The 25,489-nt window shown below is 58.3% G+C and carries 19 protein-coding genes; all 19 read right to left on the bottom strand.

Annotated features, from left to right (window positions below; genetic code table 11):
* Positions 1-11: 11 nt before the first annotated feature.
* Positions 12-341, bottom strand: a complete 330-nt coding sequence (gene fliE / locus KDX39_RS12445) for a flagellar hook-basal body complex protein FliE (protein ID WP_004880750.1) — start codon at positions 339-341, stop codon at positions 12-14.
* A 253-nt stretch (positions 342-594) separates the two neighbouring features.
* Complete coding sequence (locus KDX39_RS12440; RefSeq protein WP_231660568.1) at positions 595-2,010, bottom strand: sigma-54-dependent transcriptional regulator; 1,416 nt, start codon at positions 2,008-2,010, stop codon at positions 595-597.
* On the bottom strand, positions 2,010-3,224 hold the full coding sequence (locus tag KDX39_RS12435) for a sensor histidine kinase (RefSeq protein ID WP_371321853.1): 1,215 nt from the start codon (positions 3,222-3,224) through the stop codon (positions 2,010-2,012). Before KDX39_RS12435 ends, KDX39_RS12440 begins: the two co-directional genes overlap by 1 nt.
* A 122-nt stretch (positions 3,225-3,346) precedes the next feature.
* On the bottom strand, positions 3,347-4,822 hold the full coding sequence (gene fleQ, locus KDX39_RS12430; RefSeq protein ID WP_099229050.1) for a transcriptional regulator FleQ: 1,476 nt from the start codon (positions 4,820-4,822) through the stop codon (positions 3,347-3,349).
* 178 nt (positions 4,823-5,000) lie between these two features.
* Positions 5,001-5,297, bottom strand: coding sequence for a flagellar protein FliT (fliT, locus tag KDX39_RS12425; protein ID WP_099229051.1), 297 nt, complete (start codon positions 5,295-5,297; stop codon positions 5,001-5,003).
* Between the two features lie 28 nt (positions 5,298-5,325).
* Complete coding sequence (gene fliS / locus KDX39_RS12420; protein WP_099229052.1) at positions 5,326-5,721, bottom strand: flagellar export chaperone FliS; 396 nt, start codon at positions 5,719-5,721, stop codon at positions 5,326-5,328.
* 130 nt (positions 5,722-5,851) lie between these two features.
* Complete coding sequence (gene fliD / locus KDX39_RS12415) at positions 5,852-7,315, bottom strand: flagellar filament capping protein FliD (protein ID WP_231660567.1); 1,464 nt, start codon at positions 7,313-7,315, stop codon at positions 5,852-5,854.
* A gap of 79 nt (positions 7,316-7,394) precedes the next feature.
* A complete protein-coding gene (locus KDX39_RS12410) occupies positions 7,395-7,787 on the bottom strand; it encodes a flagellar protein FlaG (protein ID WP_231660566.1) in 393 nt (130 codons plus the stop codon).
* Between the two features lie 72 nt (positions 7,788-7,859).
* The gene (locus tag KDX39_RS12405; RefSeq protein ID WP_231660565.1) at positions 7,860-8,708 is read right to left on the bottom strand and encodes a flagellin domain-containing protein; all 849 of its coding nucleotides are present in this window, start codon (positions 8,706-8,708) and stop codon (positions 7,860-7,862) included.
* Positions 8,709-9,028: 320 nt separating this feature from the next.
* Positions 9,029-9,955 carry a ketoacyl-ACP synthase III gene (locus KDX39_RS12400; RefSeq protein WP_231660564.1) on the bottom strand — a complete coding sequence of 309 codons (927 nt, stop codon included), beginning with the start codon at positions 9,953-9,955 and terminating at the stop codon, positions 9,029-9,031.
* A gap of 298 nt (positions 9,956-10,253) precedes the next feature.
* Positions 10,254-13,157 (bottom strand): glycosyltransferase, encoded by a 2,904-nt coding sequence (locus KDX39_RS12395; RefSeq protein WP_231660563.1) that lies wholly within the window; start codon positions 13,155-13,157, stop codon positions 10,254-10,256.
* A gap of 148 nt (positions 13,158-13,305) precedes the next feature.
* On the bottom strand, positions 13,306-16,887 hold the full coding sequence (locus tag KDX39_RS12390) for a glycosyltransferase (protein ID WP_231660562.1): 3,582 nt from the start codon (positions 16,885-16,887) through the stop codon (positions 13,306-13,308).
* A gap of 88 nt (positions 16,888-16,975) precedes the next feature.
* Positions 16,976-18,568 carry a flagellar hook-associated protein 3 gene (locus tag KDX39_RS12385; RefSeq protein WP_231660561.1) on the bottom strand — a complete coding sequence of 531 codons (1,593 nt, stop codon included), beginning with the start codon at positions 18,566-18,568 and terminating at the stop codon, positions 16,976-16,978.
* Between the two features lie 13 nt (positions 18,569-18,581).
* Positions 18,582-20,642: a flagellar hook-associated protein FlgK gene (gene flgK, locus KDX39_RS12380; protein ID WP_231660560.1), complete on the bottom strand. Its 2,061-nt coding sequence runs from the start codon at positions 20,640-20,642 to the stop codon at positions 18,582-18,584.
* Positions 20,643-20,652: 10 nt separating this feature from the next.
* Complete coding sequence (gene flgJ, locus KDX39_RS12375; RefSeq protein WP_231660559.1) at positions 20,653-21,894, bottom strand: flagellar assembly peptidoglycan hydrolase FlgJ; 1,242 nt, start codon at positions 21,892-21,894, stop codon at positions 20,653-20,655.
* A 10-nt stretch (positions 21,895-21,904) separates the two neighbouring features.
* The gene (locus tag KDX39_RS12370) at positions 21,905-23,014 is read right to left on the bottom strand and encodes a flagellar basal body P-ring protein FlgI (protein ID WP_004880722.1); all 1,110 of its coding nucleotides are present in this window, start codon (positions 23,012-23,014) and stop codon (positions 21,905-21,907) included.
* Between the two features lie 13 nt (positions 23,015-23,027).
* The gene (gene flgH, locus KDX39_RS12365; protein ID WP_024689534.1) at positions 23,028-23,744 is read right to left on the bottom strand and encodes a flagellar basal body L-ring protein FlgH; all 717 of its coding nucleotides are present in this window, start codon (positions 23,742-23,744) and stop codon (positions 23,028-23,030) included.
* Between the two features lie 81 nt (positions 23,745-23,825).
* Positions 23,826-24,614 carry a flagellar basal-body rod protein FlgG gene (gene flgG, locus KDX39_RS12360; protein ID WP_002554310.1) on the bottom strand — a complete coding sequence of 263 codons (789 nt, stop codon included), beginning with the start codon at positions 24,612-24,614 and terminating at the stop codon, positions 23,826-23,828.
* Between the two features lie 46 nt (positions 24,615-24,660).
* Positions 24,661-25,401 (bottom strand): flagellar basal body rod protein FlgF, encoded by a 741-nt coding sequence (locus KDX39_RS12355; protein WP_099229062.1) that lies wholly within the window; start codon positions 25,399-25,401, stop codon positions 24,661-24,663.
* Between the last annotated feature and the right edge of the window lie 88 nt (positions 25,402-25,489).

Here is a 25,489-nt window from a genome sequence, read left to right as displayed (position 1 = left end):
CAGTACGTCCCTTAAACCGGCATCTGCATGATGTCTTGATAAGCCTGAACCAGTTTGTTGCGAACCTGGGTCAAGGCCTGAAACGACACGCTGGCTTTCTGCGAGGAAATCATGACGTCAGTCAGATCCACACCGCTCTTGCCGATTTCGAACGCGTTGGCCAACTGGCTGGATGCCTGTTGAGTCGACGCAACCTTGTTGACGGCCTGGCCAAGCATATCGGCAAAACTGCTGGCACCTGCTTCCTGAGGACCGGACACAGGCTTGGGTGCGGCCATTGCATCCATCTGCATGGCCCGCATATCCAACATCAAGCGATTAAATTCAATACCTTGGCTCATGGACATTTTCTCTCGTAAGGCCCGCAAATTTTTGACACTGATTCAGCGGATACAGATGACTTAGCAACAACGGTGCCAGCTAGATGGCGGCAATATGCCACACCACCTTCGAATATCACGTCGATCGAGATGACATCACCGCCGCAATGCCCGTCGGACAAGGCTTGCAGGCCTTGCGAATAACATCCGTCATACGAAGAATCAGACACAACAGATCATGACCACTGGTCTGCACCGGATCGGACTGTGACCGTCAGGTTGCAAACAGATAGCCTTCCACATCCATGCCGGCGTCACGCATCTGCGCCAGCTTGTAACGCAACGTCCGCGGGCTGATCCCCAGTCGCTCGGCTGCTTCCTTGCGACGACCGCGCTCGGCGCGCAGCGTATCGATGATCATTTGAAACTCTCGACGCCTGAGATCATCACCCAGCGCACCTGCGGACTCTGCCCCCCCTGCGACCACCGCATTTTCCGCCACTGACGTGACAGGCATGGGTGACGCGGGCGCCTGTACATCTGGCGAAGTAATACCTCCCACCGGACCGGCAAGGCAGAAATCCTGCGCCTGAATCACGCCACCCTGCTGCAGGATCAGCGCGCGCTGCACGGCGTTGTCCAGCTCACGCACATTGCCAGGCCATGGATAGCTCACCAGACAGGCCTGCGCTTCAGCAGAAAGGCGGACCGGCGCATGCTTCATTTTATTGACGTGCTTGGCCAGCAGACGCTCGGCCAGCGGCAAAATATCGGCAGTCCTTTGACGCAATGCCTGCCAGGCCAGCGGAAATACCGACAGCCGATAAAACAGATCTTCGCGGAAACGCCCCGCCGCCACCTCTCCGGCCAGATCACGGTTGGTGGTCGCCAGCACGCGGATGTCGAGCATGATGGGCTTGCGCGCGCCGACTCGCTCAACCTCCCGCTCTTGAAGCACCCGCAACAACTTGGCCTGCAGGCCCATGGGCATTTCGGAAATCTCGTCGAGCAGGATCGTGCCGCCATCGGCCTGTTCGAACTTGCCCGCCTGAGCCGCAATGGCGCCTGTAAATGAACCTTTCTCGTGACCGAACAGCGTCGCTTCGAGCATGTTGTCGGGAATCGCTGCACAGTTGATTGCAATGAAAGGCTTATCGGCACGCGGCGAATTTTGATGAATGAATCTGGCCAGGACTTCCTTGCCGGTCCCCGACTCGCCGGAAATCAGCACGGTGGAGTCGCTTTTCGCCACTCGGCTGGCCAGATTGAGCAATTGAATACTTGCAGGCTCCACGGCAATCGGACCCTCGCCTTCGGCCGGACCGAGACGCCCCAGTGCATGGCGCGCAACCAACGCCAGCAATGCTTTGGGCTCGAAAGGCTTGACCAGATAATCCGCAGCGCCCTGGCGCATGGCATCGACAGCACGCTCGACAGCACCGTGCGCCGTCATCAGCAGCACGGGCAATTGCGGATGACGGTTGCGCAGCAAGGCCAGCAACTGATGACCGTCCATGCCCGGCATGTTCACGTCACTGATCACCAGACTGAATGGCTCGGACTCGACCGCGAGCAGCGCTTCTTCCGCCGAACCGACTGCACGGTAACCGTAGCCAGCCAGTTCCAGGGTTTCCCCCAGCGCCTCACGCAATGAACGGTCATCTTCGACCAGCAACACCTTGATCGACATCAGCTTGCACTCACTGAACTGGCTGCAGGAATCAACGGCAGACTGACGATGGCGCAAGTACCACGCCCGACACGGGAGCGATATTGCACGCCACCCTGATGCGCGCGCGTCACTGCCGTGACCACCGCAAGGCCCAGGCCGGTGCCGGTGGTCTTGGTGGTAAAGAACGGCTCACCGATACGAGCCAGCGCCGCCTGATCCATGCCGCTGCCGTTATCACTGAAACACAGCCGCAGCGTATTGCCGCGACTGTAGACGTGTACTTTGAGACGTGTGCGGCCTGCACTGGCCTGCACGGCGTTTTCAACCAGATTGAGCAGCGCACCGACCAGCGTGTCGCGGTTACACAGCAACTCGCCGTCGACGCTGTCGCACTGCCAGCGAACCGCCACGCCTTGCAAGTGGGCTGCGGCTGCGTTCTGCAATGCCTGAAACAGCGCGCCCGGTGCGACGCGATCGGTCAACGGCAGCTCACCACGGGCAAACACCAGCATGTCACGTACCTGATGCTCGAGTTCGTGCAAACGCTCCTTGAGTCGGCCGGCAAAACGCTGCTGGGTTTCCACCGGCAGTTCCTGCTCGGTCAGGTGGCTGGCATAGATCATCGCCGCCGACAGCGGTGTGCGAATCTGATGCGCCAGCGAGGCAACCATTCGACCCAGGGAAGACAAGCGCTCGTGTCGAGCCAGTTGTTCCTGCAGGCGACGGGTTTCAGTCAGGTCGTTGAGCAGCACCAACTGACCGGGCTCGGCATCCAGAGAGCGGGTGGAAATGGACAGGCGACGGCCGTCCTTCAGCGATATCTCATGCCCATCGTCGACGCGTGGCGCGAAGCAGCGACTGATCACATGCCGCCACAGCATGCCCAGCAACGGCTGACCCAACAGATCGATGGCGGCAGGGTTGGCTTCGCGGACCACACCCATGCCATCAATGACGATCACGCCGCCCGGCAACAGATCGAGCAGGTTCTGCAGACGGTTGGCCAAGCGCTCCTTTTCCGCGAGTTCCTGAAGACGCTGAACACCGGCTTGCGCCAGCTCACCCTTGAGTTCGGTCACACGCGCTTCCAAATGTCCGTAGGAATCGGTCAATTGCGCCGACATCTGGTTGAACAGCGAAAACGCCTGTTCCAGCCCATGGCGACTTTCCAGCTCCAGAGCGGGAAATGGCTGAACAGACAGTTCGGGAGTCATGTGAGCGGCGTTGGACATAAATCATCTCTCGCGTGGCGGACCGTCAGTAAACGGTGTGTTGACAGAGACTTAGCAATCCTCGTGCCGAAAAAAAACCCCTGAAAATTCAGAGGTTTGATTTTTGGTCGTTTGAGCAGGCGTCAATCCTCCGCCTGTTCGTCTCCTTCTCGACGACTCATGCCGTACTTGCGCATCTTCTCGACCAGCGTCGTGCGACGGATGCGCAGACGTTCGGCGGCACGTGCAACAATGCCGTTGGCATCATCCAGCGCCTGCTGAATCAACCCCTGCTCGAGACCGCCCAGGTAGTCTTTCAGATCCAGTCCTTCAGGCGGCAAGAGTGCGCCGGAGGCAAAGTTCGGCGTATGACCGTTGATAGCGACACGCTCTTCGATCTCGCTGCGCAGGCTGTCGACCATCTGCTCGTCTTCATCGTCGACATAGCGAAACTTCTTCGGCAATTCGGCCACACCGATCACACCGTAGGGATGCATGATCGCCATGCGTTCCACCAGATTGGCCAGCTCGCGAACGTTGCCCGGCCAAGCGTGACGGCAGAGCGACATGATGGCCGCCGAGTTGAACCGGATCGAGCCGCGCTTTTCATGCTCCATGCGCGAGATCAGTTCATTCATCAGCAGCGGAATATCTTCAACGCGCTCACGCAGCGGTGCCATCTCGATCGGGAATACATTCAGACGGTAATAAAGGTCTTCACGGAAGCTGCCGATCTCGATCATGTTTTCGAGATTCTTGTGCGTAGCGGCAATGATGCGCACATCAATGCTCTGGGTCTTGTTACTGCCAACGCGCTCGAAGGTGCGTTCCTGCAGGACGCGCAGCAACTTGACCTGCATCGGCAACGGCATGTCGCCTATCTCATCAAGAAACAGTGTGCCGCCATTGGCCAGTTCAAAGCGCCCGGCACGACTGGTGATTGCGCCGGTAAACGCGCCCTTCTCGTGACCGAACAATTCGCTTTCCAGCAGTTCAGCCGGAATCGCGCCGCAGTTGACGGGCACGAACGGCGCGTCACGGCGTTTGGAGTGGTAATGCAGGTTACGGGCAACAACTTCCTTGCCGGTGCCGGACTCGCCTAGGATCAGAACACTGGCGTCGGTGTCGGCCACCTGCTGCATCATCTGCCGCACGTGCTGAATTGCACGACTGGTACCGACGAGGCTGCGGAACAGGTTAGGTTCGCGATGACGACCACGCTCACGGGCCTGATCGTACATTTCACGATAGACCTGGGCACGGTGCAGGGAATCCAGCAATTTGCTGTAGCTGGGCGGCATTTCCAGCGCAGACAGCACACGCCTGCGCATGTCTTCCGGAAGCTCGACGGAAGAACTTTCGCCCAAAAGCAGAACAGGAAGGAACTCATCCCATGCAGCGATGGTCTTAAGCAGTCCTTGAAGGCTGCCCGGGGCGTTTACGTTGCCGATCAGCACGCAAAGCACTTCCCGCGTAGACCCGAGAGCGCCTACGACCTGCTGCCAGTCTTGACTGGAACAGGAGAGATTTTCTTCGCCAAGGAAGTTCAGGATAACCGCCAGATCCCGGCGGCGCTGGCTATCGTCATCGATTAGCAGAATCTTGATTTCACGCCACATGCAATAGCAACTTCCCTAGTCAACTCAATGCCCATGATTGGGGGGCAGCTTGGCCGCTCAGCCGATATAAACGATGAGACGCCAGAAAATAGTAAACATCACTAGTTAAGTCAAAAAAACGTAAACAGTCAAATTTATGGCGAACTTCCTGTCGGATAATTAAACCGACAAATAAAAGCTAGCCGAAGAGATGATAGACCTTCGTTGCGTTTTTGGCATTCTGCATTTTTGCCATTTCATCGACGATTGCTTGACGCTCGTCGGTTGCAATGTCAATCAACTGCCGATAGACCCCCAAAAGCTCTTCCAGATTGCTGCGAAGGGCAGGATCGTCATCAGGCGAATGGCTGACCACCTCATCGACACATTCACGGCACGCCAGATCAAGCTTGCCGATAGCCTCCCAATCGCGCTCAGCCAGTGCCCCGACCAAAGCCTCACGGGTCTCTTCGATTCGCTTGAGTGCAACGCTCATGATTTCTGTCTCCTGAAGGCAGCGAGCCTTATTGCGATTGCGTAGCGCCGATTGCGTCCCAGCCTTCCTTGACCGTGATCAACAGACCCGCCACTTCATCAAGCATTTTCTGGTCGTTGCGCGCATTGGCTTCAGCAAGACGCGTCATCATGTAGTGATACAGCTTGTCCTGCCTGATCAGCGCCTCTGTCGGCTCTTTTTCCAGATCCAGACCATCACGCAGGCCGCCTACAATGCCGATGGCCTTGCTGATGAAGATGCCCTTGTTAGCGATTTCCTTGCGTGACATCGCGCCCTTGGCCTGGGCAATGCGATCCAGACCGCCCTCCATCAACATCTGAACCAGACGGTGTGGGCTGGCTTCCGAGGTCTGTGCCTGGGAACCAATCTTCTGATACTGCCGCAACGCTAACATCGGATTCATAGGGGGCCTCGTGATAAATCCAGATTACTCATATTCAAGCTATCGACGCAGCGCGAAAAAACTTTAGCCCAAAAACAACAACCCGACACAGGGTCGGGTTGTTGGCAAGCGCAATAATCGGCGAATAGAACTACGAATTGTTCTTTTGCGCATTCATGGCGGCGAATATCGACGTGATGCTGCTCGCCGTTGCCTTGAGCTGCCCTACCACCAGGTCCATCGCGTTGTACTTCTTGGTCAGGCTCGCGGTGAGGGTGTCGATACGACGGTCCAGGTCAGACTGGTCTTTGGTCAGTTGCTTCTGCATCGCCGTCAGACTGGTCGTCTTGGTCGGCAGAATACCCTTGCCCGCTTCGTTGTAAGGTTTGACAGCCTTGGTGATGCGATCCAGCAGGCCACCTTCACCGGTAAACAACGCCTGAACCTGGCTACCCATCTTCTTGTCACTCAACGCCGCCGTGAACTTTGCCGAGTCCAGCGACAATGTACCGTCGACCTGCTGCGTCTGGATGCCCAACTGAGCGAGAGAGCCCAGGCCTGAAGTAGAGGTCGCGGTGGCAATCTGGGTCCGGATCACTGCCAACAGCGAGCGAGGTGTCGCGTCGCCGGTCAGCGGAGCAGGCACGAACACATCCTTGCCGTCAGCATCCTTGCCCATCGAGCCCTTGGTAAGCGTCGCGACAAGCTTGACCATCGTGTTATAGGAATCCACGAAGCTTTGCAGAGAAGCCTTCAGACCATCCGTGTTGGTTGCCACGGTAATGGTGGTGGTAGCGGTCGCGCTTGCACTCGGCGCAACCAGGTCAAAGGTGATACCGGAAATCGCACCGCTCACCGTGTTCGTCTTACTGGTCAGGCTGAGACCGTCGATGGTGAACTCGGCGTCCCCCGCCAGATCTGAAATCGCGCCCGCGCCCCCGACCACTTTGCCGTTGGCATCGGTGGTAGCGGTCTCCGACATTTTCTTTGTGCCATCGATATTGAACATTTCCAGACCGGAACTGCCCTCTACCGAAATATCACTGCCTTTACCGGTTGTGGTCGAACTGAACACCAGACGCGCACCGTTGCTGTCGTTGATGATGTTCGCGGTAATGCCTTTGCCCTGGAGCGTGGAGTTTATCTTGTCGCGCGCCTGCTCCAGCGTCGAGCCCTGGTCGATCGAGACCTCCTGAGCAACGCCATTCTGAGTGACTTTCAGGATACCACTCGGAATGGCACTGGTCTGGGCAGCCGTCAATGCTGCAGTCGCGACCTTGGAAGGCGTCGCAAGCTTGCTGATGTTCAACGCGTAAGTGCCGTTGACTGCGTTGTTGCCCGCTGTTGCCTTCACGACCTTTTCGTCGGCCGACGTAGCCGCAAAGCCATTGAATGCAAGCGTTGTGGTGCTGCTGAGCGTGTCCATGGTTTTCTGGAACGCGGCCAGCGCAGACGACAACTGACCGACACCCGACAACGAGGCCGAGGTGGCGGAAGTCTGCTTGTCTATCTGGGTCTGCTTGGGCGCCTTTTCGGCAGCCGCCAACCCCTTGACGATATCACCGATATTAAGACCCGAACCCAGGCCTACTGTCGACGTAACTGGACTTGCCATTTCGCTTCTCCTTCTAGTGTGCCACCGGGCTTCGAGGCAATTGCTCCTCCAAACCCTGCAACAAGGACCTTACCGGTGGTCAGGCCTTGGCGCGGAACAACAAACTGTTCGCATCACTCAGGCTATCGGCCAGTTTCAGGAATTCTGCACTCGGAATCTGCCGGATCACTTCACCAGAGTCACTTGCAATGACTTTGACGATGACTTTGCCAGAACCTTCATCGATCGAAAACTCAAGATTGCGTTTGACCGAATGAAAAAATTTCTGGATTTCTTCCGCCGCAGCTTTGACTTTAGTCTCCTCCTGAGCATCATCCTTCTTGAGATCCAGGCTTTTGCTTTCATCCGAAGCGGCAACCCGCTCCACCGACTTGACGTCGGCAGGCTTATCAACAGACTTGTCCGTGGCCGGAGCCGGACTCGTCGGTTGAGCGGCCGGATAGGACACGTTCAGCTTTACACTCATCTCCATGACCATCACCTCCGAAAGCAAAAAAGCGAGAGAGCACGATTACGCACTCCCCCGCCAAAACTCATGCCGATATTACTGAAGCAGTTTCAGTACAGCGGATGGCAGCTGGTTGGCCTGAGACAGGATCGAAGTCGAAGCCTGTTGCAGAGTCTGCTGCTTGGTCAGTTGTGCAGTTTCAGCAGCGAAGTCGGTGTCTTGCAGACGACCCAGTGCAGCACTGGCGTTTTCGTTGATGTTCTGCAGGTTGGAGATGGTGGTGGTCAGACGGTTCTGTGCAGCACCGAGATCAGCACGGCTCGCCGAGATGGTCTGCAGAGCGGAGTCAATCGCAGTGATTGCAGCAGAGAAGTTGGTCTCCGCCTCGGTACTGCTCGAACCAACGATGGTGATCGCCGAGCCAACACCCAGAGTTTCTGCGTCGAAGCTTGCGCTCAGGGTCAGAGTGATCTGGTTGGAGGTACCGGTGTTGGCGCCGACCTGGAAGGTCATGGTGCTGGCGGAACCGTCAAGCAGGTTCTTGCCGTTCAGGTTGGTACTGGCCGAGATACGGGTCAATTCAGCGCTCATCGCGGTGAATTCTTTGTTCAGAGCGGTACGGTCGACTGCACTGTTACTATCGTTACGCGACTGAACTGCCAGTTCACGCATACGCTGCAGGATCGATACGGATTCTTGCAGAGCGCCTTCAGCGGTCTGAGCCAGGGACATACCGTCGTTGGCGTTCTGGATCGCTACGGTCTGACCACGAACCTGCGAGTTGATCGAGGCAATCGTGCTCAGAACACCGACGTTGTCACGGGCGTTCTGTACTTTCAGGCCAGACGACAGACGGGACATGGAAGTGGACAGTGCGTCAGAAGCACGGTTCAGGTTCTTTTGAACGGCCAACGATGTAACGTTGGTATTTACTGTTAAAGCCATGATGAATTCCTCGTGGGTTGTGTACTACGTGGCTTCCGGCCCCTGCAAGCGCCGGGTATGCCTAGAGAACCTTCGTAATAGTTATCGTCGCGATGGCAGGTTGCTTGAGTGTTTTTTTCAAAAATTTTGCTAGCAGTCTGCCACCCCTTATAAAACAAGGGCTTGAAGCGCACACAACAAAGAAAAGAGGAACTTCAACAGGCCGGAACAGCGCTGTTGGATTGACAAAAATCAGTGACAGCAGATTTTTGCAAGCGATTTATCCAGACTAAAACGCCCGCAACTAAGGTCGCAGGCGTTTTGGTTCAGACCGCAGGCGATCACGCCCTGTAAATAATGGCCGAGCCCCAGGACAAACCAACACCAAAGCCACTCAACGCCACACGGCTCCAGGAAGAATCGAGCACGTGCTTTTCTATAAGCAGAGGAATACTGGACGACACGGTATTGCCGGTCTCGACCATGTCCTTGAGAAACTTCTCGGGCTTGTCTTCGAAACGACGCGCCACGGCGTCCACAATGGCAGCGCTGCCCTGATGAATACAGAAGGCGTCGATGTCATCAGGCTGCAGACCGGACTCGCCCAGCAGCTCATGCAGGTGAGCAGGCACTTTGAGCAATGCAAAGTTGAACACCTGACGACCGTTCATGAAGAACACGCCGTTACTCACCTTCAGGTGCGGCGCACCGGAGCCGTCCGTACCGAACTTCGCCTTGCCCAATTGCCATGCAGCGTCCTCGCCCATCCAGGTGGCGGTGGCCGCATCACCGAACAGCATGGTGGTGTTGCGGTCTTCAGGGTCGACAATCTTCGAGTACGGGTCAGCCGTGATCAGCAGGCCGTTTTTCAGGCCAGCCGCTTCCATGAAACCCTTGATCGCATAGATGCCGTATACATAGCCGGAGCAGCCCAGCGAAATATCGAATGCAGCGACATTGGTCGACAGCCCGAGCTTGTCCTGCACGATGGCAGCGGTATGCGGCAGCCCTTCTTCATCACCGTTCTGGGTGACGACGATCAGTACGTCGATCTCTTCGCGCTTGAGCTGCGGATTGCTGGCAAACAGCTTATTGGCTGCTTCCACACACAGATCCGAGGTTTCCTGACCGTCAGCCTTGCGCGGCAGGAACGTGGAGCCAATCTTCCCGAGGATGAAGTCTTCATCCTTGCCGAAGCTGGCACCTTGAGCGTAGTTATCGACGCCTTCAGCGGGCACGTAACTCGCTATGCTTTTTATGCCAATCATTATGGCTTCCCGATTAGTAAACAGGTAAATGTTCGTCCCAAAGAAATCAGGGCGCTACCAAATAGAGGCGAATTGCGGACATTTTCAGGGCGCATGACACATTAAGGCAAGTCAGGCGCCTGTCACTCGCGGTAAAACATTACAGTGGAGATGCACTTTATGACCCGCAGGTCACTTGGATGCGCATACTTTGCGATGTTGGGTAAGGAAAAAAAGCAGAGCCTGACGACCCGTGCGATAGGGTGCGAGGCGCAATCCGGCTGGCGGGCAGCCGGATTTTCCTCGAAAACGGACGGGATCAGAGGGATGCGAGGGTAAACGCTGTGCCCTTCAGGGAGAGGTTGGCGTTGTAGGCTTCATCCTGCGAGAACTGCGCTGACCATTTGCCGATCAGCGCATCGCCCGCCGACTCAGGCGCATGGATCCTTCCGGAATGTATAACCTGAACGTGCGGTGTCCAGACCGTCAGATACCCCGCCTGACCTGCTTTCAGGCACAGGTCGACGTCACCCAGCGCTTCGGCGAATTGTCCTTCATCCAGACCGCCGACCTCATCGAATAGCACCTTGCCGATCATCAGGCAAGCCGACGAAACCGCCGAGTAGTTCTGCTCGACGACCAGACGCTGCATGTAGCCTCGGGACTTTTTCGATTCACCCACAAAGCCTGATCCCACGAAACCGTTGAGCCCTAGAATAAGACCGGCCTGCGTGATGGTGCCGTCCCTTTCAATAAGCCGGACACCGACAATGCCGACCTCCGGGCGCTGAGCCTGGTTTAGCAGTGATTCAATCCAGCCGACATTGACGATCTGACTCTCGGCATCCAGCAGAATCAGGTATTCGCCCTTGGCTTCCTGGCTGACGAGATTACGCAGTGCCGAGACACTCATGCGCTGTTCGGCTTTGAATACGCGGACTCGGCTGGAGAGTTTCTCCTGTTGATCAAGCCAGGCGGTCAGCTCCGGTGCTGTACTCTGGTTGTCGGCGATCAGGACTTCATAACGCTGATAGCGGGTACGCTGCAGAATGCTTTGCAGGCATTGCTGCAATTCGGGCAGGTTATCCTGACTGTGCAGCAGGATCGAGACCATTGGCCGGTGACTGTGGCGATAGTCGATCTTATAGGTGCCAGGCAGCGCTGAACTGACCTCCGCCTGATAGCCGCGTTGGCTCAAATGACGCGTCAACGCCTTCTGCTCATCTGGATTGTCTTCAAGCTCCGGCGCCTCGCAGATTAACAGCGGTTCGCTGAGGTGGGCCAGACCGGTCATGCCACCCTGCTCGATCAGGCGCAGCAGCAGGTCGAATTCCAGCGCCTTCGGAAACTCCCTGGCATAACCGCCCGCCTCGACCAACAGGTCGCGGCGAATCAGCCAGTGACGCGCCATCAGGGCTGGCACGCTTTGCAGCAGGTCAAGATTGAAGCCTGGACGAAAGAGTGGCGCCAACGTGCCGTTAGGCTGACGCTGAATCTCGTCCACGGCGACAGCCCGGCATTGCGCTGCGTCGATCAACTCGGCACTGGCCAGCAATAGCCCGCTGCGGGTGAACTCATCACCGGCATTTGCCAGCATCAACCAGTCGCTGGGCGATTGCTTGACGACCTGATTGATTCTGTCGACGTAGTTGCTGTCTGTGACTTTCACGAAATGCAGGGTGTTTTGCAGCGTCGTCGCTGCAGGCAGCTCGCCCGTGGTGAACACAATCACCTTGAACGACCGGTAATGGCCGTTCATCAGGCTGTCGAATGTCGCCTGCAACTTGAAGATGTCAGCCTCCAGATCCAGCAACAGGATGCCGATCTGCGATCCGGCAGGCTGTTTCGACAGGCGGGCCGTAAGCGTTTTCAATTCGGCAGGCTCAGGGTCGCGCGAATCCAGCCAGCTCAGCAGACGCCCCGACCCCATACTGTCGAGCAACCTGCTGTTACTGTGACTGGAAACGGCCAGCAGACGCTGGGCCCAGGCAGATATGTCCTCGGCTTCCCCGTCATCGTCTGCGGAGCCGACAAGTTCTTTTGCCAATGCCTGAACGACATCAATGCTGAACGCGTAGGTGGCATAGGCCTGCCACAACCGACTGATCCGCGTCTCTGCATCGGGGTTGCTCTGCGGGCGCAACAACTCGAATTGTTTGAGCAGCGCAGCCTCAAGCCCCTCCAGTTGCAGGCGACCTGCCGGAAAGACGTGAATCAGAAACTCGATTCGAGCCAACTCGTCAAAGAATGGCTGGTTGTAGAACGGCAGATCGACAAACTGCCGAGGCTCGAACTGCGCTTCGGAGCATGCAAGACCGACATCCCAGAGCGCGCTGAACAGTTTTTCATCCGCCTGCCAAGGCTGAGTCTCGAGGCAATCTGCTGCAGCCTGAAGCCCCTTGAGAACGGGCTGAACGCCCGACTCTCCTGCAAGACCGGAAGTCTCGTCCAGCACCGACGTCAGGGTATGGGCGAACGCTTCGCGCGCGGCGCGGGCCTTGGGATCAATATGCTTCACAGCCCCCGAAATAGCGCTGCCCAGACGCATCTGTCTGTCCTTGTCCAACGCATGATGAAGCGCGTAGGGAATCGGCAATATGCGCAATTTTGCGGCGGCCGCCAGGTAACTCATATAGCCGAGTTCCTGCCAGTGCAGGTCGGTCTGCTCGTTCACCGTGGAGAACCAGCGACGAGCCAGTTCGGTACGTGTCACGGCGTTGAGCAGCGAGATGCCCTGCCCCAGGAAGCTCAGCAACCGGTCTTCGGATGATTCGCTGGCATAATCCTCAGCGATCCGGCGATCCCGGCGCATGTAGTCCACCTGACCGACCAGTGCCTGATAGCTCAGGCTGTAGCCCTGGCAGGCACCGTACGAGTCGTTGCCTTCCAGAAAACTCAGCGCTTCGGTCAAAGCGTCGGGCAACAGAAAACTGTCGACACTGGCGTACGCCACGAACGGCGTGGTCACGTGTCGAAGGCCTTCAGCCAATAAGACGCTCAAGCCTTTTTCGGCAAGCGTTGCAGCGTGCACGTAGTGCAGGTCGGGAATCGCAGCGATACCGGCAGCCGGTTCCGACGAGGTATCCACAAGGACAATACTGCATGGAAAATTGCTGTAGTACTTCAATGCTCGACGCAGGAAATCCGGCTGATCCTGATTCAGCAACAGCAGGGTCAGACGCTGATTCAAGGGTGTGGCTTCATTCCCGAAGTGGCTTTGCATACTCTTTCCTATAGCGAACCGATAACACCCTCAACCCGGTCCGAGCCGGCATTGAAGCAAGAACAGAACATAACAGCTTCAGCGTCCCGGACCGACTCAGGCCCGGTTTATGGCTAAAAAGCCACGCGCACGCTCAACAGGTACAACGTCAGTCCGGCAGCCAGCCGTTGGCCCAGTATTGCAGGTTGTCCCCGCGCAACATGAAGTCACGCAACACGGTTTCACGCAACTCATCCCCCATACGGTAACTGGCATTGGGGTCGGACAGATGCATGCGAATCGCCTGCAACCATTCCTCGGGGCGGTTGGTGAGCACGCGGGTGGCGGGTAGATGTCCCCGGTAGGCTTCGGTGTCCGAGCAGATCACCGGATAGCCGCACGCACCATACTCCAACAGCCGAAGATTGCTCTTGCAGTCATTGAAGATGTGAAATTCCAGCGGCGCCAGCGCCAGGTCCAGATTCAGACTGGCCAGCTTGGCCGGGTACGCGTTCAAACTGACGCCTGGGTGGTACTCATGGATATAGGGCCTGAGCAAGTCCGGGCACATGCCGAAGAGAACCCATTCGACTTCATCGGCCAGCTCACGCACTACATCAACGATCAGCTCCAGATCACCCCGGTGACTGGTTCCGCCGCCCCAGCCGATACGCGGTTTGCCGGACGTACGACGCTTGCTTTTCAGCCCGTTCCACAGATGCGGTGCCAGCATGTTTGGCACCACGCGAATATCGCTGTGCATGCTGGACAGCGCCTGCGCCAGTGGGTGAGTCGACACCACCACCCGATCGCAAAGGCCAATGCCCTTGCGCAGCATCTGGCCTATGTTGTCAGGCATGTTGCGCCGATGCTCATTGAGCAGCGGAACGTCGGCGATGTAGTCATCCAGTTCGAAAATGCGCATTGCATTCGAGAAACTCTTCACCTGAACGATGTCGGGAATCTTGGCCTCGCTGTAACGCCCTTGAAGGATCACCACATCCGGGGATATGCGCTCGACCTCGACAATCGACGGCGAGTGATACGCCAGACTGCCCAGCACGCGTCCAGCGGCCTTCAATTCGATCAGAGGCTGGCTGACCCGGTAGTGCCCCACTGCTGACGAATTGACGATCATGCCCAGAATGGTCGGCAGATGCCGAGCGCAGAACGGGTTCCAGCCATCCAGCAGACCAGGTTCCAGATCGAAGGATAGCGCTTCATGGAGACTCAGATTGGGGTTGTAGGCCGGGTCACGGGCGATCGCTGGCAGCCACTTCTGGTAGAAAACGTTCTGCTCGGCTTCAAGCGCTTTTTTCGACGCATCGGAACGCACAGCGGCAGCAGGTTCGGCCAATACGACCGTCGAATCGGGCGTGCCGACTATCAGGTAGCCGCTGCGTCCGACGCGCATGCACAGGTCAAGATCCTGCAAGCCTTGGGTGAAGGTTGCCGCCTCCAGCCCGTCAAGGCTTTGGAACAGGTCCTTGCGCACCATCAGGCAATTACCGCTGACAGCACTCCAGTTCTGCGTCACTTGCAGACGCTGCATGTAACTGTTCGAGGCCGCCGGAAAATTGAAGAACGGCCTGCCGGCCACGCCTTCCATGCCGAGCACCATCCCTGCGTACAGCACGTTGCCTTGCGGGTTGATGATTCGAGGGCCGACGATACCAACCTCGGGACGCTGAGCATGATTGAGCAGGGTTTCCAGCCAGTCGGCCTGATGGATGATCGAGTGAGGGCTGAGCATGACCAGATAGTCACCACGCGCTTCACGCGCCGCCAGGTTCTGCGCGGTGGCCTCGCTGCCGGTTTCAGACAATGTGAAAATCCGTAGCTTCTCGGTGCCCAGTTGCCCCATCGCGGCAAACCAGGCTTGCGCTTCAGGGGTTTCACTGGCCTTATCAACGATCAACACTTCGTAATTCAGGTAGGACGTGTTGCTCAGCAGGCTGTCGACACAACGCTCCAGCGCCGCCAATTGGTCGTGCGTCGTGATAATGATCGATACCAGCGGCCGCTCCGAGTGCAGGTATTCGATGCGATTGATCAGCGACGACTGGTCATGATGGATCAGATGCTCTCGGCCAATGCGTGTCAGGTGAGCCGACACCAGCGGCTCACTCTTCATGATCACTTCAGGAAGCGACAGCCAGTCAGCGAACGCAAGCACTGATTCGACCTGAACTTCCGCGATGTGCTCGATGGTCTGCAACCCCGGGCCTTCCACCAGACGCCAGATCACGTCGTGGGGTGCCAGCTCTGCGTGCGCAGAGTCGAATCCGCCCATTGCCAGCAGGTTGCGTCGCTCGAAGGCGAGCGCGCGCCCGACATACGGATAAGCGCGCATCAGGTCCAGGTTGAATCCGGGCTTGAAAATAGGCTCGCCGGATTCGTCCTCGATGATCGCACCTTCGTCACTGTAGGCGCACAGCATGCCGGGGATGTGCGCAATGCGTTCGGCCAGCACCAACAGCGAAGTGGATGTCAGCCTGTCACCGGCACGCAGCAGGTACACCCAGTCGGCCTGCTCCAGCAACGGCAGCACGTCGTTCAACTGCTGCGCCTGATCAGGGTGCAAGGCAAAGCGCAGCACTTGCGGATCGTTGATGCTCGTTGCCGTGGTCAGCACCACAACGGCTTCAGCCGCGTAGTCCTGTTCGGCAATGCTGCGCAGCGTAGTGTCCAGGTGCTCGGCACTGCCCTCGGCATCAATGATCACCGGAACGATACGCGGCAGCCACGGCCAGCTCGCAATGCGCTGTTCAAGAAGCTTTTTCTGCGGTTTGCTGAACTGACGGCAGGATAGCCAATCCTCGTAAAGCTCGGCATAACTCTGACTTTCAGCGCCCACCCGGCTTCGCATGACGCCCTGCCGATTGGCCATGATGCCGTAAATACCAACCTCGTCCCACTCTTCGCGTGGCTCCTGCGAAGCCTTGCGCAGCGGCAGAAACCTTACCCACCCCTGGGCTGGTGCCTGCTCGCCACTGCGGGCCTTGAGCATTTCGGAAATCCAGCCCCATTCAGTCACTGCCAACTGATTCATTTCAGGCTGACGACTCAAACGCCCCGGATGCAGACGCTCTATATTTTCGATGCTGTGCAGCGTGACAAGATTGCCGCGGCGCAAGAGGCATATGAACAACGTAAAATCCAGCGTTGCTACAAAACCCTCGCCGGGCTGCGCAACCGATGGCAGCAACTCCAGGACATCGGCCCTGCGCATCAATGCACCGCTGAACCCTCCCAGATAATTGCGCGGCGTGCGCTCGAAGATGGCCAGCATGTCATCGCCTTTGTACAAGGCGTCGTAAGGCACGAGCCCGACGTTTTCCATTCGAGCCGGCAACACGTAATTATCGGCGTCCACCAGATGACGCCTGCCGGCCACCAGTCGTACGTCGGCATGCGCCTCGAGCACCCGAGCCTGATTCATCACGCAGTAGGCATAGAGCCTGTCGTCGTCACACAGAAACTTGATGTATTCGCCGCTGGCTTCTTCCAGGCAGCGAAGCATGTTGCGCTGAAAGCCAAGGCGCTGATCGTTGCGCACGTAGCGCGCCCGGCTGTCTGGCGCAGACGCCAACTCGTCGAAAATCGCTTTGATTTCGTCGGTCCGACAGTCGTCGCAGACGATGATTTCCAGATTGTCGTAGACCTGATCCAGCGCACTTTGCAGCGCCTGGCGAAAGAAGCGTGGATTGAAGGCGGGAATGACGACGCTGACGAGGGGAACTGGATTCACTATTGCAGACTCGCGAACGGCGGGAAGCGACTGGTCAGGCAGCTCCCCTCACCGCTGAAATAAAGACGGCGGATGCTCAACCCCAGGATTACAGCTGGCTGAACAGGTTCAACTTGGACAACTGGACAAACACCTGCTGAGAGGCATCCAGCATGGTCTTCTGCAGCGTCAGCCGGGTTGTGGCTTCAATAATGTCAGCGTTGACATAAGTGCCTTGCTCGACCGTATTGTTGCCCTTGAGCAAATCGTTCGTCGTACCTTGCGCCATCGCAGCAAGCTGACGCGCACCGCCCGCCGCCTTCGCGGTGGAGACCTGCTCGATGCTGCTGCTCAGGTTACCCAGCGCCGACGTCATCGATGCATTGAGCTTTTGGGTTGCAACCAGATCGCCATCAGCCGGCGTACTCAACGCCTTGATGGCGGCCGTCAACGTGTTCAGCACGTTTTCAGTCTGACGAGTGCCGGACTGAACGACGAACTGGTCACCTGCGGCCGGGGTGCCGTTGATCGCGAAATTGACTCCCGAAGCCTTGGCGTTGCCCCCTGCCATCGTCCCCGAAGAAACCGGCGTGCTGTCGGCGGTAATGGGCGATGCATACAGTTCGTACGCGGTGGCGCTGGTGAACCTGAGAATGGCGCCGCCGGTAGGAAAGGTATTGTTGTAAGCCGTCAGGTCGGCAGCGCTTGTGCCCACAGCTGAACTGCTCACAGTCGCGCTGGACGTGTTGCCAGGGCTGCGGGTTGCATTGACGTTGTCTGGCGTCGACGCAAGGCTGTAGCTTCGATTGGTCATGGCGGCGTCGGCGGTGGCCGTTGTCGCCTTTTCCGCAGCAGACAGGTTGACGTTCAGGTTCATTTCCACGCCACGGAACGTGAAGGTCTGAGCACCAATGCCGCCGCTGGTGTAGTTACCGGCTGAAGAGGCGTCTGTGGTGACGTCCTTGCCGGTGCCGTCGGTAATCCTGAATTGCGTACTGCTGGAGAACGTCAGCGTGTACGGCTCGCCACCCTGATAGGCAGAGTTGTAGACGCTGGTGGATGTGACCGGACCACCGGACAGCACGACTTTGCCATCTTCCGTTGCCGGGGACAGCCGCGTGGCGGACGTGCGCGTCGAGTTGATTGCCTGCTCGAACGCCTCATAGCCGGTGGTATTGCTGGCCAACACCAGGCCATCGCCCACGGAGAGGTTAATGCTGGTCTGGTCGCCGTTGTACACGTAAGTGCCGTCGGCAGACACGGTGTAGGCGGGCGTCGACGACTTGGAGCCGGAGAAAATGTACTGGCCGTTGCTGTCCTGGCTGTTCATCAAGCCCAGCAGCTGACTTTGATACTGCTTCAGTTCATTGGCGATGGCGATACGGCTCGCATCGGTGTACGTACCGTTGCCTGCCCTTACAATCGCCTCCCGAGCTGCCTGCATGGTGTCGGTGATGTTGCTCATCGCCGTTTCGGAGTTATCCACGTTGGTGCTGATCGTGGCAATGTTCGATTCGTACTGGGTCAGCATCGCATTCTGCTGAGTGAGCTGCAGAACGCGCGCAGCCCCTACCGGATCATCGCTCGCCGTATTGAGCTTGATGCCGCTGGAGACTTCTTCGCCCGTCTTGATGACGTTCGAGTAGTTACGCTGATAGTTCGCGGTCGTGGATTCGTAGATCTGAGTGGTTGAAATACGCATGGCTCACGATTCCTTAAAGACTGTTGATCAGCGTGCTGAAAATGGTTTGGGCCGCCTTGATGATTTGCGAGGAGGCGGTGTAGTACTGCTGATACTTGATCAGGTTGGCCGCTTCTTCGTCCAGCGATACGCCGGACACCGAGTCACGTGCGGCCTTGGCCGTTTTCAGGACCGCCTCGTTGGCCGTCACATCGCTCTTGGACTGCGCGGTCCGCGTGCCGACCACCGACACGATGTCGGCGTAGGCACCGGAAAGACTGGTGCCGACGCTCCCACCCGTCACGCCCACCGACTTGGAGGTCTGCAGATTGATCATCGCCAGCGCGTTACGGTTGTCGGAAGAACCTGCACCCGTCAGGGCGATGCTGAACGTGTCATTGACAATCGGCGAGCCGGAAAGGGTCATCTCGACCTCGAACGCCGTCCGGGTATTGGGCGTGGTGGTCGTATTGGTATAACCGATGCTGAGCTTGAGCTGGTTGTTCTGACCCTGAATGATCGAGCCGCTGACGGCGTTGCCATTCTGGTCGAGCACAGCAGCACCGGTTGCATCCACCAGCGAATAGCTCTGAACGCCTGTGGTGCTGGCAGCACCCATCACCAGCTTCATGGGCGTGGTGGTTTTCAGCGCGTTGCGCAGATCGGCGGTTTGCGCGGTGTCGTAGATATCGGACTTGGTTGCAACGACCGGCTGGGTAAAGCCACCGGTGCCCGAGTTGCTGGTACCCGCCGCTGCGGTCAGGGGTGCCGCTGCCGCGATGTCCTTGGGATCGGTCAACGCCACAGCGATACCCGAGGCACCGTTGCGGGTCGGCGTCACTTTGAAAATGTCGCCAGCAGCCACCGCATTGCCACTCAGGCTCATGCTGAAGCCATCGAACTGCTTGGGCGGATTGTCGCTCAGCGCACCTGTACCCACGCTTTCGCCGTTGGGCAGGCGACGTATCGTGTAGTTGTTGGTGTCGCTGAACGTGACTTCGTAATCATCGGCGGTCAGCTTGCTGGTGTCTTTGATGGTGACGCCCAGATTGCCGGAGCCGGTGCTGTTATTGACGTTGCCGGTGCTGCGCTGAAGGATGGCATCAGCGCTGTTGATGCTGGTGTACAGACCTGAACCGAAGTTGCCCTTGCTGTCGATGCCCTGGCTCATCTGGCTGTTCATCTGATCGGCCAGCACCATGGCCACACGCCCCAGCTCGTTGGCAGCCGGGACCAGTATGTCGGCGCGATAGCGCAGAAGACCGCCAATCGAACCACCGCTCACGACCGAGGTGACGTCTGTCTTGGTCTGTCCGTAGGTGATCTGCAGGTTGTACTGCAACGGATCGGCGGCGCTTGGCGTCGCACTCATGGTGTAGGCGTTCGCACCACTGACCAGCGACTGTCCCGTGCCAGTGTAAACATCGTAGTTGCCGTTGTTTTCCACCACTTTGACGCCGACCAGCTCGTTGAGCTTGCGAACGGCTTCGTTGCGCGAATCCAGCAGCGAGTTGGGCGTGGTATTGCCCGCCGAGGCCTGGGTAATCTGCTTGTTCAGACCGGCGATCTGCTTGGTCAGCTCGTTGGCCTGAAGCGTGAAGGTATTGAGCTGCGCGTTGACGTTGTCGTTCTGCGACGTCAGCTGTGCAGCCACCGAGTTGAAACGTCCGCTGACCGAAGTGGCCTGGGTCAGAAACGCCGAACGGCTTGATGCCTGCGTGGCGCTGCTGGCGACGCTCTGCAACTTGGTAAAGAAATCTGTCAGTTGCGCAGCCACGCCGGTCGTGCTGTCGGACAGCAACTGATCGGTCTTGGTCGCCTGCCCGGAGTAAGCCGTGGCATCGGCCTTGAGCGCTGTACTGGATTGCAATTGGCTGTCGAGGTAGCTGTTGTAGATGCGACGCACGTCGGACAGCGTGGTGCCGGTGCCGATGTAGCCGACCCCCAGACCAATGTTGATCTGTGCCGATGCCGTGGTCATCACCTGCTGACGCGAGTAACCGTCGGTATCCACGTTGGCCGTGTTGTTACCGATGGTGTTGATCGCGGCACTGCTGGCATTGATACCTGAGAGCCCAATTGAAATCAGCGACATGATTAAAACCTTATAAAGTCGTGGAAGAGCCCGTTGCAGCGGCGTACGTCTGGTAACTCTTCATCTGCTTCGCAATCTGCGAAATCTTGCTGGCATAGTCCGGATCTGTTGCGTAACCGGCCTTCTGCAATTCTTTTACAAACTGTTCCGGCTTATCGGCCGAATTGACCACTTCTTTATATCGATTGTTGTTCTGCAGCAGACTGACCAGGTCGTGGAAGCTGTCGGCGTATGAGGTATAGGAACGGAAGTCTGCCGTCTCCTTGACCATCTTGCCGTCGCGGAACTCGCTGGTGATCGCACGCGCTTCCGGCCCTTTCCAGCTGCCGGCCGCCTTGATGCCAAACAGGTTGTGACTGCTGCTGCCATCCTGCTGACGCATGATGGATTTGCCCCAGCCGGTTTCCAGTGCAGCCTGCGCCACCAACATGACTGGATCGACGCCAATACGCGCAGCGGCTTCCTTGGCGAGCGGCAACATGGTTTCCACGAACTGGTCAGCATTGCTGAACGCTCGTTTGGCCGGGGCCAAAGGTGGCTGGGCCATGGTGCGCACGTACTCCGGCGCAGGCGCCAGATTGGGGTCCAGAGTCCAGTCGCCGTTCTTGCCGCTGGCATTGGCCACGGCGCGTGAAGGCATCGGACTGTTGGCAACGTTGGTTGCGGCGGTGGCCGACGGCACGATGCCCGCCAGCAATCTGTCAGTCAGTCTGGTCGGCAGCGACAGACGACGGGCGTTGAGCAGCGCCATGTCATTGCGACCTTCACCGGACGCCGAAGCGGCCGCAGCCGCCTGATCGGCAGCCACCGAACGCGTGGCCCACAGCGGACGCTGATAGACGCTGGTCGCCAGTCCGGTCTTGGCAGACGCTGCCGGGTCAGCAGCTGTCGCCGCCTGGTCAGTCGGCGCTGCGTGTTGAATGCCTTTGTCTTTCGACAACTGACGCATCAGCACGTCCTGCAGGCCAATGCCGTTACCACGGGTGGACAGCGTCACAGCCAATTGCTGGTCATACATGTCCTGATACTGCCGCGTCGCCGCGGTGTTCATCGGGTTGTCCTTGGCCAGCACTTCGTTGGCCGAACGCATGGCCTTGAGCATCTGGCTGACGAACAGCGACTCGAACTCCTGGGCGACTTTTTTCTGGTTCGCCACACTGTCCTTGTCGCCATGCTTCAGCGCTGCCAGACGATTGACGTCGGTATAGGCACCCGAGTCGACCGGCGTGGAAATTCCACCCTTGATGTCCATGTACGCGCCCTCAGATCACGATCAGGTCGGCTTGCAACGCGCCGGCCTGCTTCAAGGCTTCGAGGATGGCCATCAGGTCACCAGGCGCAGCGCCCACCTGATTGACCGCACGGACGATTTCGTCAAGCGTGGTGCCCGGACCGAACTTGAACATCGGGTGCAGTTCCTGCTGGGCATTGACCCGCGAGCGAGGGACTACAGCCGTCTGGCCACCGGACAACGCGCCCGGCTGGCTGACAATAGGGTCTTCAGTGATGGTCACGGTCAGGCTGCCGTGAGTCACGGCGGCTGGCGATACCTTCACGTTCTGACCGATCACGATGGTACCGGTCCGCGAATTGATGATGACCTTGGCCGCAGTCTGGCCCGGATCGACTTCGAGGTTTTCCAGAATCGACAGGTAATCGACACGCTGGCCCGGATCCAGAGGTGCGGTCACGCGAACCGAGCCGCCATCCAGCGCCTGGGCAACGCCAGGGCCGAGCAGGTCGTTGATCTTGTCGACGATGCGCTTGGCGGTGGTGAAGTCGGAACGGTTGAGGTTCAGGGTCAGCGTGTTGCCCTGATTGAAGCCGCTCGGCACCGAACGCTCGACCGACGCACCGCCAGGGATACGACCCGACGAAGGGACGTTCACAGTAATCTTGGAGCCGTCACGACCTTCCGCATCGAAACCACCCACCACCAGATTGCCCTGAGCGATGGCGTACACATTGCCGTCGACACCTTTCATCGGCGTCATCAACAAGGCACCGCCACGCAGGCTCTTGGAGTTACCGATCGAGGAAACGGTAATGTCGACTGTCTGGCCCGGCTTGGCGAACGCTGGCAGGTCGGCATAGACCGCCACCGCTGCAACGTTTTTCAACTGCACGGTACCGGAACCGGCCGGCACCTTGATGCCGAACTGCGACAACATATTGTTGAAGGTCTGCAGCGTGAACGGGGTCTGAGTGGTCTGGTCGCCCGTACCGTTGAGGCCCACTACCAGACCGTAACCGATCAACTGGTTGGCACGCACGCCGGAGATGCTCGCGATGTCTTTCAGACGTTCGGCGTGTGCACCGAACGCTGTGGTCAACAACAGGGTCGCGGCTATGAGTTGCTTGAGCTTGATCATGTCTATCCCGCTATCAGAAAGGGAACAACGGGCTGAGGAAGAACCGGTCGAACCAGCCTGGTTGGCTGGAATCGGCGAAGGCGCCTGTCCCCGAATAGGTGATGCGTGCATCGGCAATGCGTGTGGACGAAACCGTGTTATCGGTCGCGATGTCATCGGCGCGAACCAGACCGGCAATGCGCACCAGCTCGTCACCAGTGTTGAGCGTCATCCACTTCTCGCCACGTACCGCCAGAATGCCGTTGGGCAGCACGTCGGCCACGGTCACGGTCACAGAACCGGTGAGGCTGTTGCTCTGGGCAGCCTGACCGCTGCCGTCAGTGGCCCGCGATCCGTTGTAACCGGCGCTCAGGCTCAGATCATTGCCGCCAATGGGGTTGTTGGTGGTCAGGCCCGAGCCGAACAACGAGGTCAATCCGATGCTGTTGGTGCTGTCTTTTTTCAATGCCGAACTGGCCGCCTTGCTCGCCGCCATACGCTCCGAGAGCGTGATGGTGATGATGTCGCCCACACGGAACGCCTTGCGGTCGCCGTAAAGGTTCTGCTCGAAGCCTGCCTGATAGATCGCACCGTTGTTGGCCGCAGCCGACATCGGTGTGCGCGGCAACACCGGCGCGTAATAAGGGTCATTGGGCTTGGCGGACGGCGCCACGCAGCCCGACAGCAAAGCGATCCCGCACAATGAAGCGATCAACACTGAAAAACGCGGAACAACACTTAGGTGCTTCATGACACTTGAAACCTCGCGGTGTAACAGACGCTTATCAGGCGCCGCATCGGATTGAGCTTGAGCAACAGGTACATCAGGGTGTTACAGGTTCTGAGTCAGGTTCTGCAGCATCTGGTCGGCGGTCGAGATCACTTTGGAGTTCATCTCGTAGGCGCGCTGGGTCGTGATCATGTTGACCAGTTCCTCAACGGTGCTCACGTTGGAGTTTTCCAGGGTGTTCTGCAGGGTCGGACCCAGGCCGTTCAAACCGGGCGTGCCGATCTGCGGCGCGCCGCTGGAGCCGGTTTCCAGATACAGGTTGCCGCCGATGGCCTGCAGGCCGGCCGGGTTGATGAAGTCGGCGGTCTGGATGTTGCCGATGATCTGCGGCGTCGCGGTCGCGCCTGCCAGGGTCACCGAAACAGTACCGTCCTGACCGACCGTGAAGGTCTGGGCATTCTGCGGAACCACAATTGCAGGCTCGAGGGCGTAACCGTTGGCGGTCACGATCTGGCCGTTGGCGTCCAGGTGGAAGGTACCGTCGCGGCTGTAGGCCACGGTGCCGTCCGGCTGAGTCACCTGAAAGAAACCACGGCCGTTGACGGCCAGGTCCAGCGGGTTATTGGTGGTCTGCAGGCTGCCGGCAGTGAAGTTCTTCTGCGTGCCGACGATGCGTACACCGGTACCCAGCTGCAGGCCGGAAGGCAGTTCGCTGTCCTGAGTGGACTGGGCGCCTGGCTGACGTTTGATCTGATAGAGCAGGTCCTGAAACTCGGCACGATCGCTCTTGAAACCTGTGGTCGACACGTTCGCCAGGTTGTTGGAGATCGTGGTCAGGTTGGTGTCCTGAGCGGCAAGGCCGGTTTTGGCGACATATAGTGCAGGTAGCATGTGGATTCTCCTCGAGCGCCGGTTTGTCGGCGCAAGCTGTCAATAGTTAGCCAAGTTGCAAGACGCGAGCCATCGACTGGTCGTCTTCTTCGGCGGTCTTCATCATCTTGACGTGCAGCTCGAACTGACGAGCCAGGGCCAGTACCGAGGTCATCTCCTCGACGGCGTTCACGTTGCTCGCCTGCAGGAAACCGGACTCGACCTGAACGTTGGCATCCACGTCGGCAGGCCGGCCGCTCTTGGTGTGGATCAGGCCATCGGGCCCCTTCTCCATCGTGTTCAGATCAGGGTTGACCAGCTTGATCCGGTCAACCTGCGCCATCACCTGAGGACTCTCACCAAGCGAACGAATACTGATGGTGCCGTCGGCACCGATTTCGATCTGCTGCTGGGGCGGCACGGCAATCGGACCGCCGTTGCCCATTACCGGCAAACCGCTGCCGTCGCGCAACACGCCCAGCGCATCAATGTTCATACCGGAACTGCGGGTATAGGCTTCGCCGCCATCGGGTGTCTGGACCGCAATCCAGCCGTTGCCCTTGATGGCGATGTCCAGCTCACGACCGGTCTCGACCATCGCGCCGCCGGAAAAGTCGGTGCCTGGACGCTCGCTCATGGCATAGGCGCGCGAAGGCATGACCTCGCCATACACGGGCATTGAGCGGGCCTGTTCCAGGTCGCGCATGAAGCCGTTGGTCGACACGTTTGCCAGGTTGTTGGCATGGGCCTTCTGCGCGATCGCGTTTTCAGATGCACCGCTCATTGCGACGTAAAGCAACTTGTCCACAGTCTTCCTCCTCCGACAGACGCTTGCCGCCTGTAGCTGTTCTGACAGGGAGAAAGCAATTTTCGAACCAACTCTGCACGCACGGCAC

The organism is Pseudomonas sp. CDFA 610 (assembly GCF_021147865.1).
Lineage (GTDB): Bacteria > Pseudomonadota > Gammaproteobacteria > Pseudomonadales > Pseudomonadaceae > Aquipseudomonas > Aquipseudomonas alliivorans.
This window is presented reverse-complemented; position numbering and strand designations above follow the sequence as displayed.

Excerpts from the sequence above, each read along its gene's own strand:
- fleQ (WP_099229050.1), bottom strand. The coding sequence starts at position 4,822 with ATGTGGCGTGAAATCAAGATTCTGCTAATCGATGACGATAGCCAGCGC.
- KDX39_RS12385 (WP_231660561.1), bottom strand. The coding sequence starts at position 18,568 with ATGCGTATTTCAACCACTCAGATCTACGAATCCACGACCGCGAACTAT.
- KDX39_RS12440 (WP_231660568.1), bottom strand. The coding sequence starts at position 2,010 with ATGTCGATCAAGGTGTTGCTGGTCGAAGATGACCGTTCATTGCGTGAG.
- flgG (WP_002554310.1), bottom strand. The coding sequence starts at position 24,614 with ATGCTACCTGCACTATATGTCGCCAAAACCGGCCTTGCCGCTCAGGAC.
- flgK (WP_231660560.1), bottom strand. The coding sequence starts at position 20,642 with ATGTCGCTGATTTCAATTGGGCTCTCAGGTATCAATGCCAGCAGTGCC.
- fliT (WP_099229051.1), bottom strand. The coding sequence starts at position 5,297 with ATGAGCGTTGCACTCAAGCGAATCGAAGAGACCCGTGAGGCTTTGGTC.
- KDX39_RS12395 (WP_231660563.1), bottom strand. The coding sequence starts at position 13,157 with ATGCAAAGCCACTTCGGGAATGAAGCCACACCCTTGAATCAGCGTCTG.
- flgH (WP_024689534.1), bottom strand. The coding sequence starts at position 23,744 with ATGAAGCACCTAAGTGTTGTTCCGCGTTTTTCAGTGTTGATCGCTTCA.
- fliD (WP_231660567.1), bottom strand. The coding sequence starts at position 7,315 with ATGGCAAGTCCAGTTACGTCGACAGTAGGCCTGGGTTCGGGTCTTAAT.
- KDX39_RS12410 (WP_231660566.1), bottom strand. The coding sequence starts at position 7,787 with ATGGAGATGAGTGTAAAGCTGAACGTGTCCTATCCGGCCGCTCAACCG.
- flgJ (WP_231660559.1), bottom strand. The coding sequence starts at position 21,894 with ATGGACATCAAGGGTGGAATTTCCACGCCGGTCGACTCGGGTGCCTAT.
- fliE (WP_004880750.1), bottom strand. The coding sequence starts at position 341 with ATGAGCCAAGGTATTGAATTTAATCGCTTGATGTTGGATATGCGGGCC.
- KDX39_RS12405 (WP_231660565.1), bottom strand. The coding sequence starts at position 8,708 with ATGGCTTTAACAGTAAATACCAACGTTACATCGTTGGCCGTTCAAAAG.
- fliS (WP_099229052.1), bottom strand. The coding sequence starts at position 5,721 with ATGAATCCGATGTTAGCGTTGCGGCAGTATCAGAAGATTGGTTCCCAG.
- KDX39_RS12400 (WP_231660564.1), bottom strand. The coding sequence starts at position 9,955 with ATGATTGGCATAAAAAGCATAGCGAGTTACGTGCCCGCTGAAGGCGTC.
- KDX39_RS12435 (WP_371321853.1), bottom strand. The coding sequence starts at position 3,224 with ATGTCCAACGCCGCTCACATGACTCCCGAACTGTCTGTTCAGCCATTT.
- KDX39_RS12370 (WP_004880722.1), bottom strand. The coding sequence starts at position 23,014 with ATGATCAAGCTCAAGCAACTCATAGCCGCGACCCTGTTGTTGACCACA.